The 5048-nt window shown below is 68.5% G+C and carries 7 protein-coding genes; 5 read left to right on the forward strand and 2 right to left on the reverse strand.

What is annotated here, in order from left to right; translation table 11 throughout:
- The coding region (locus tag GJ632_RS22495; protein ID WP_197428100.1) for an alpha/beta fold hydrolase at window positions 1-407 on the forward strand (407 nt) is incomplete at its 5' end.
- Window positions 408-501: 94 nt separating this feature from the next.
- Here the strand turns inward: GJ632_RS22495 and GJ632_RS19310 are convergent.
- Both GJ632_RS19310 and GJ632_RS19315 read right to left on the reverse strand, forming a co-directional pair.
- Window positions 502-1206 carry a YqjF family protein gene (locus GJ632_RS19310; RefSeq protein WP_191453786.1) on the reverse strand — a complete coding sequence of 235 codons (705 nt, stop codon included), beginning with the start codon at window positions 1204-1206 and terminating at the stop codon, window positions 502-504.
- A 121-nt stretch (window positions 1207-1327) separates the two neighbouring features.
- Entirely contained in the window at window positions 1328-1987 is a 660-nt protein-coding gene (locus GJ632_RS19315) for an HAD-IA family hydrolase (protein WP_343161266.1), read from the reverse strand.
- Between the two features lie 132 nt (window positions 1988-2119).
- Here GJ632_RS19315 and GJ632_RS19320 point away from each other — a divergent pair, with 132 nt between their 5' ends.
- The 4 genes from GJ632_RS19320 to GJ632_RS19335 all read left to right on the forward strand — a co-directional run bounded on the left by GJ632_RS19320 (window position 2120) and on the right by GJ632_RS19335 (window position 4885).
- The gene (locus GJ632_RS19320; RefSeq protein WP_191453788.1) at window positions 2120-2830 is read left to right on the forward strand and encodes a ferredoxin--NADP reductase; all 711 of its coding nucleotides are present in this window, start codon (window positions 2120-2122) and stop codon (window positions 2828-2830) included.
- Between the two features lie 238 nt (window positions 2831-3068).
- Window positions 3069-3263 (forward strand): cold-shock protein, encoded by a 195-nt coding sequence (locus GJ632_RS19325; protein ID WP_089807715.1) that lies wholly within the window; start codon window positions 3069-3071, stop codon window positions 3261-3263.
- Between the two features lie 106 nt (window positions 3264-3369).
- Window positions 3370-3798 carry a DUF6069 family protein gene (locus GJ632_RS19330; RefSeq protein WP_191453789.1) on the forward strand — a complete coding sequence of 143 codons (429 nt, stop codon included), beginning with the start codon at window positions 3370-3372 and terminating at the stop codon, window positions 3796-3798.
- 127 nt (window positions 3799-3925) lie between these two features.
- Window positions 3926-4885 carry a Gfo/Idh/MocA family protein gene (locus tag GJ632_RS19335; RefSeq protein ID WP_191453790.1) on the forward strand — a complete coding sequence of 320 codons (960 nt, stop codon included), beginning with the start codon at window positions 3926-3928 and terminating at the stop codon, window positions 4883-4885.
- Window positions 4886-5048 lie beyond the last annotated feature (163 nt).

Raw genomic sequence — 5048 nt, forward strand, 5'->3', positions numbered from 1 at the left:
CGCCGTCGGCCGTCGTCTCGCAGTACACCGCGGACGGCGCGGACGTGCCCGACGACGTTGCCGAACTCGTCAGGCGCGACTTCGTAGAGGCGTTCGCGCGACACCGGAGCGGGTTCGTCGCCGAGACGCGACTGCTCTCGTCGGAGTGGGACGTCGCCGTCGAGTCGGTGACGGTGCCGGTCCGCTTCTGGCACGGCGACAGGGACACGAACGTGCCCGTCGCGGGCGCGCGGCGACTCGCGGACCGACTGCCGAACGCGACGCTGACTACGTTCGAAGACGCGGACCACCTGCGCACCCTGCTTCGCGCGCGAGAGGCGGTCTTCGACCGGGACGGCGCGACGGCCGACGAGTCGGCGGCCGACGCCGACGCCGTGGCGGCCGCCGATTCGTCGTCTCGGCCGTAATCGACGGCGCTCTCCGTCGGAATTGCGCGGGCTCTCCGGGCGTGGGAGTCGGTTCGCCACCGTCTGTCGGGCCGTACCGGTGCGGAGGGGGCCGTCACAGCGTCTCCGGCGGGTAGACGGCCACCTCCGAACCCTTCGCGAAGAGCGTGTGAACCGGCTCCGCGTCGTTCAGGAACGCCCACTCGTCGCCGTACAGGGCGGCGTAGTCCACGTCGATTCGAACCGAGTCGAGGTCGTACACGGCCCACGTCGGGTGTTCGACCCGGTAGCGAAGCGTCTGGCCGCGCCGATTCGTACCGAAGCCCCACGTGTGCTCCTTGAAGAAGTGGGCGTCGGTGTCCTCGGCCGGGACGGACGGCGACCGGTTCGCCGTCGAGACGCGCACCGTGTGCCGACGCCCGCCGTAGGTGACCCCGAGCGAGTAGGTCAGACGGTCCGACTCGACCCGCCGGTCGCTGGCCATCGCCGCGCGTCGGTACGGTTCGTCGTACAGCGTCCGGGCCATCCACGCGACGAGTCGCTTCGGGACGAACTCCCGGACGAAGACGACGCCGCGTTCGCCCTCGTGCCGGACGTAAAACCGGAGGTTGAGTTCGGGGAACGCGCGATAGCCGGGCCACGGGACGCCCAGCACCCGGGTGTCGTCGAAGTCGAAGCCGACGAGGCTGACGTAGCTCTCGCCGTCGCGGACCTCCAAGTCGACGCCCGCCGGGCAGAGCGGTTCCAGTCGCTCCGGCGGGACGGCGTACGTGAGGTTGCAGAGGTTTCGCCAGTGAGCGGTGAGGAACGGACGTGACATGCGGACGTGGGACGTGCGCGGCGACGACGGATAACCGTTGTCGGGGCGAGCGACGGACGCCGACGGCGTTCTCGGCCGGCGGCCTGCTCAGGTCGGCGGCCTACTCAGGTCGGCGGCCTACTCAGACGACGATGTCCGGCAGGTCGGCGAGCGTGTCGACTTCGTACGTCGGCGTCACCGAGAGGGCCGCGTCGCGGGTGTGGTCGCGGCGGACGAACGCCGAGTCCGCGCCGGCGCGGTGGGCCGCCACCACGTCGCTCTCGCTGTCGCCGACGTACAGCGGGTTCTCGGCGTTCAGGTCGGCTATCGCCCGGTCGAGGTAGTGGGTGTTCGGCTTCTTCAGGGTGAGGCTCTCGACGGTCATCTCGCGACCGTAGAACGTGTCGAACAGCGGTTCTAACTCGAAGAAGTCGAGTTTGAAAGCGACCGTCGAGTGGTGGTTGTTGCTCACGACGCCGCGGTTCGGCGGCAGGTCGGCGATGGCCGTCACGTCGTCGTAGCGCTGTCGGGACCCCGCTCTGAACGCCTCGAACTGCGACTGCTCGTCGCACCGTTCGCGCGCGGTCCAGAGCGTCGCGGCGTCGAGTCCGTGGTGGTCGGCTATCGCGTCGAGACGGTCGGGGCGCACGTCGTGCGAGAGATCGCGGACGTGGTCCGCCGGCGGACTCTCGACGCCGAGTTCCCGAAACGCCGAGCGAATCGCTCCGAGTTGCGTCTCGCGGGTCGGCGGTTCGACGAGGACGCCGTCGCTGTCGAACACCACCGCGTCGTATCGTGTCACGGTTCCCGCAGTCTCCCGGCGGGACGGTAGCCCTTTCGGTCGTGTGCGACCGGGTGGCGACCCCGGGACGACAGACCGGAGACCACCCGCGCCGCCAGCACGCATTTCGGCGTCGCCTCCCAACGCCGGCACATGACGCTCAGCGTCACCGTCGCCGACGTGCATCGGATGACGCCGGACGTGAAGCAGTTCCGACTCGTCGCCGACGACCACACGTTCGAGTACGAACCGGGACAGCACACGATGGTCCACTTCGAGAGCGACGGCGAGGAGGAGGCCCGTCCGTACACGGCGGCGAACCTCCCCGGAACGGACCAACTCGTCCTCGCCATCAAGCGCTACGAGGACGGCAACGGTTCCGTGTTCATGCACGAACGGACGCCGGGCGACGAAATCGAGGTAGAGGAAGTCGACGGCAACCTCCGCGTCCGCGACTTCGACCGGGACGCCGTCTTCTGCGCCACCGGGACGGGTATCACACCCCTGTACCCGATGGTCAAGCAGTACGCCCGGGAGGGGTCGGGCGACGCTCACCTCCTGTTCGGCGAACGCGACCAGGAACACCTCATCTTCCGCGAGAGCCTCGACCAACTCCGCGCGGAGAACGAGAACCTCAGCGTCGACTACGTCCTCTCGGACGCCGAGGACGACGCGTGGAACGGGCGAACCGGCCACGTGCAGGACCACCTGCCCGACGCCGTCGGCGACGTGGAAGGGACGGACTGCTACGTCTGCGGCGTCCCGGAGATGGTCGTCGAGACCCGCGACGTCCTCGAGTCCGCGGGCGTCGACGAGTCGAACGTCTACACCGAGGGCTGGGAGTCGGACGCGGCCGAGGAGTAGTCGACGACGCCGGCGCCGGGGACGCGACCCGACCGCGAACGAACGACCGTTCGAACCGACGATTCCACAGAAGCAACGCCCAGAGAAGCGGACCCCGACGACGATATCGCGCCGAACCGACGAAGTAGCACAATTTCACCTATTGTCGGCGTTTTCAGAACAAATATCTAAAAATATCTCGACTGCTAAGACGTATCTCGGAACTCTTATCCGTATGGTGGCATTGTGTTCAATCGCAATGGCGAAAGGAAACGTTGATTTCTTCAACGACACTGGCGGCTACGGTTTCATCTCGACGGACGACTCGGACGACGACGTGTTCTTCCACATGGAAGACATCGGCGGCGAGGACCTCGAAGAGGGTACGGACGTAGAGTTTAGCATCGAAGACGCCCCCAAGGGCCCGCGCGCGACCAACCTCACGCGCCTGTAATTCGGTTTCTGACGCCGCGTCACCGCGGCCGACGAAGCGAACCATTTTCTGAGAACTCACCCGCCGCGAGCTACTGGTTTATCTCCTCGGCGAGCGTAGATGAGGGATGCAATTCACGACCACTCGAACGGCGGCACCGACGACGGCGAGCGACCTCGCCCGACGGACGACGTTCGGCGTCGTGACCGCTCTCGTCCTCGCGTTCGCGGTCCGACTCCTCGTCGGCGTCCTCGACGTGAACCTCGGCGTCGCGGGGCCGACCACGCCGTTCGCCGCGCCCCCGATACTGGGTAGCACGGTCGTCGCCGGCATCGGCGCGGCCGTGGTCTACGCGGCACTCGCCCGATTCACGGCGCGGCCGACCCGGAACTTCGTCGCCGCCGCCGCCGTCGTGTTCGCGGTCATGCTCGTCCCGGTGTTCGCGTTCACGCCGTCGTTGGGCGTCACCGCCGCGGGACAGGCCGTCCTCGTCGTCCTCCACGCCGTCATCGCGGCCCCTCTGGTCGCGTTCGTCGTCGGCGCGGTGCGCGTCTGAGCGACTCGCCTCGCGCGATTCGTGTCGCATCCTTTTCGTCTCCTCCGCTTCGTCGCCGACCGACGGCGGGCGACTGCCGACGACCCGACATCCGAACCGACATTACCCCCGACGGGAACGTCTCCGCATGTACAACGCCGCTATCGTCGGCTGCGGAGTCGTCGGCGGGCGCCTCGCGGAGTCGTTCGACGGACACCCGGAGACGACCGTCTGGGGGGCCTGCGACCTCGTCGCCTCGAAGGCCGAGGCGTTCGCCGAGACGTACGACTGCGCCGCGTTCACCGACTACCGCGAGATGATACGTGACGACGCGGTGGACGTCGTCTACGTGGGCGTCCCGCCCGCGGTCCACCGGGACGTCGTCGCGTTCGCCCTCGACCACGACAGACACGTGGTCTGCGAGAAACCCCTCGCCGAGGACGCCGAGGAGGGAGAGCGGATGGTCGAACGCGAACGCGCGACCGACCGGCAGACGGCGGTCAACCTCCCGTTCCGCTACACGCCGGGGTTCGTGGAGATGCGCGAACGCGTCGCCGCGGGCGCGGTGGGGACGCCGAAGCGAGTCTCCCTCGACTTCCGATTCCCGCGGTGGCCGCGCGAGTGGCAGGACGTCGAGTGGCTCAGAAGCCGCGAACAGGGGGGTCCCCTCCGCGAGGTGGGGACGCACTTCCTGTTCGGCGTCCACGAACTGTTCGGACCGGTCGAACGGGTCAACGCCGCCGTCGCGTACGCCGGTCCCGACGCCTGCGAGGAGTCCGTCGTCGGCCACTTCGAGGTGGACGGCGTCCACGGCAGCATCGACCTGCTGTGCGACCACGACGGCGCGGAGGAGAACTCGATAACCGTCGTCGGGTCGGCGTCGTCGCTCACGCTGGTCGAGTGGTACCGACTGCTGGAGAACCGCGGACTGCCCGACGAGAGAGTCCTGAACGAGACGCGCGAGCGGACGACGCTGACGCTCGTGGACGAGTTCGTGACCGCCGTCGAGGGCGGCGACGCCGACCTGGTGCCGTTCGCCGAGGCCAACCGGGTGCAACGCGTCGTCGACGCCGTCTTCGCCTCGGACTGGGAGACGGTCGAACCGTAACGGCCTCGCACCGGCCGATTGGACCGGTCACCGCCGCGTTCGGAGGACGCGGACCAGACCGACGACGACGACGGCGACGCCGGCGGCCGACAGCGCCGTCTCCGAGAGGCCCGTCGCCGCCGTGAGCGGTTCGAACGTCGCCGCGGCGAACAGGACGACGCCG

This window comes from Halogeometricum sp. CBA1124 (assembly GCF_009741955.1).
GTDB lineage: Archaea > Halobacteriota > Halobacteria > Halobacteriales > Haloferacaceae > Halogeometricum > Halogeometricum rufum.

Excerpts from the sequence above, each read along its gene's own strand:
- GJ632_RS19310 (WP_191453786.1), bottom strand. The coding sequence starts at position 1,206 with ATGTCACGTCCGTTCCTCACCGCTCACTGGCGAAACCTCTGCAACCTC.
- GJ632_RS19320 (WP_191453788.1), top strand. The coding sequence starts at position 2,120 with ATGACGCTCAGCGTCACCGTCGCCGACGTGCATCGGATGACGCCGGAC.
- GJ632_RS19325 (WP_089807715.1), top strand. The coding sequence starts at position 3,069 with ATGGCGAAAGGAAACGTTGATTTCTTCAACGACACTGGCGGCTACGGT.
- GJ632_RS19330 (WP_191453789.1), top strand. The coding sequence starts at position 3,370 with ATGCAATTCACGACCACTCGAACGGCGGCACCGACGACGGCGAGCGAC.
- GJ632_RS19335 (WP_191453790.1), top strand. The coding sequence starts at position 3,926 with ATGTACAACGCCGCTATCGTCGGCTGCGGAGTCGTCGGCGGGCGCCTC.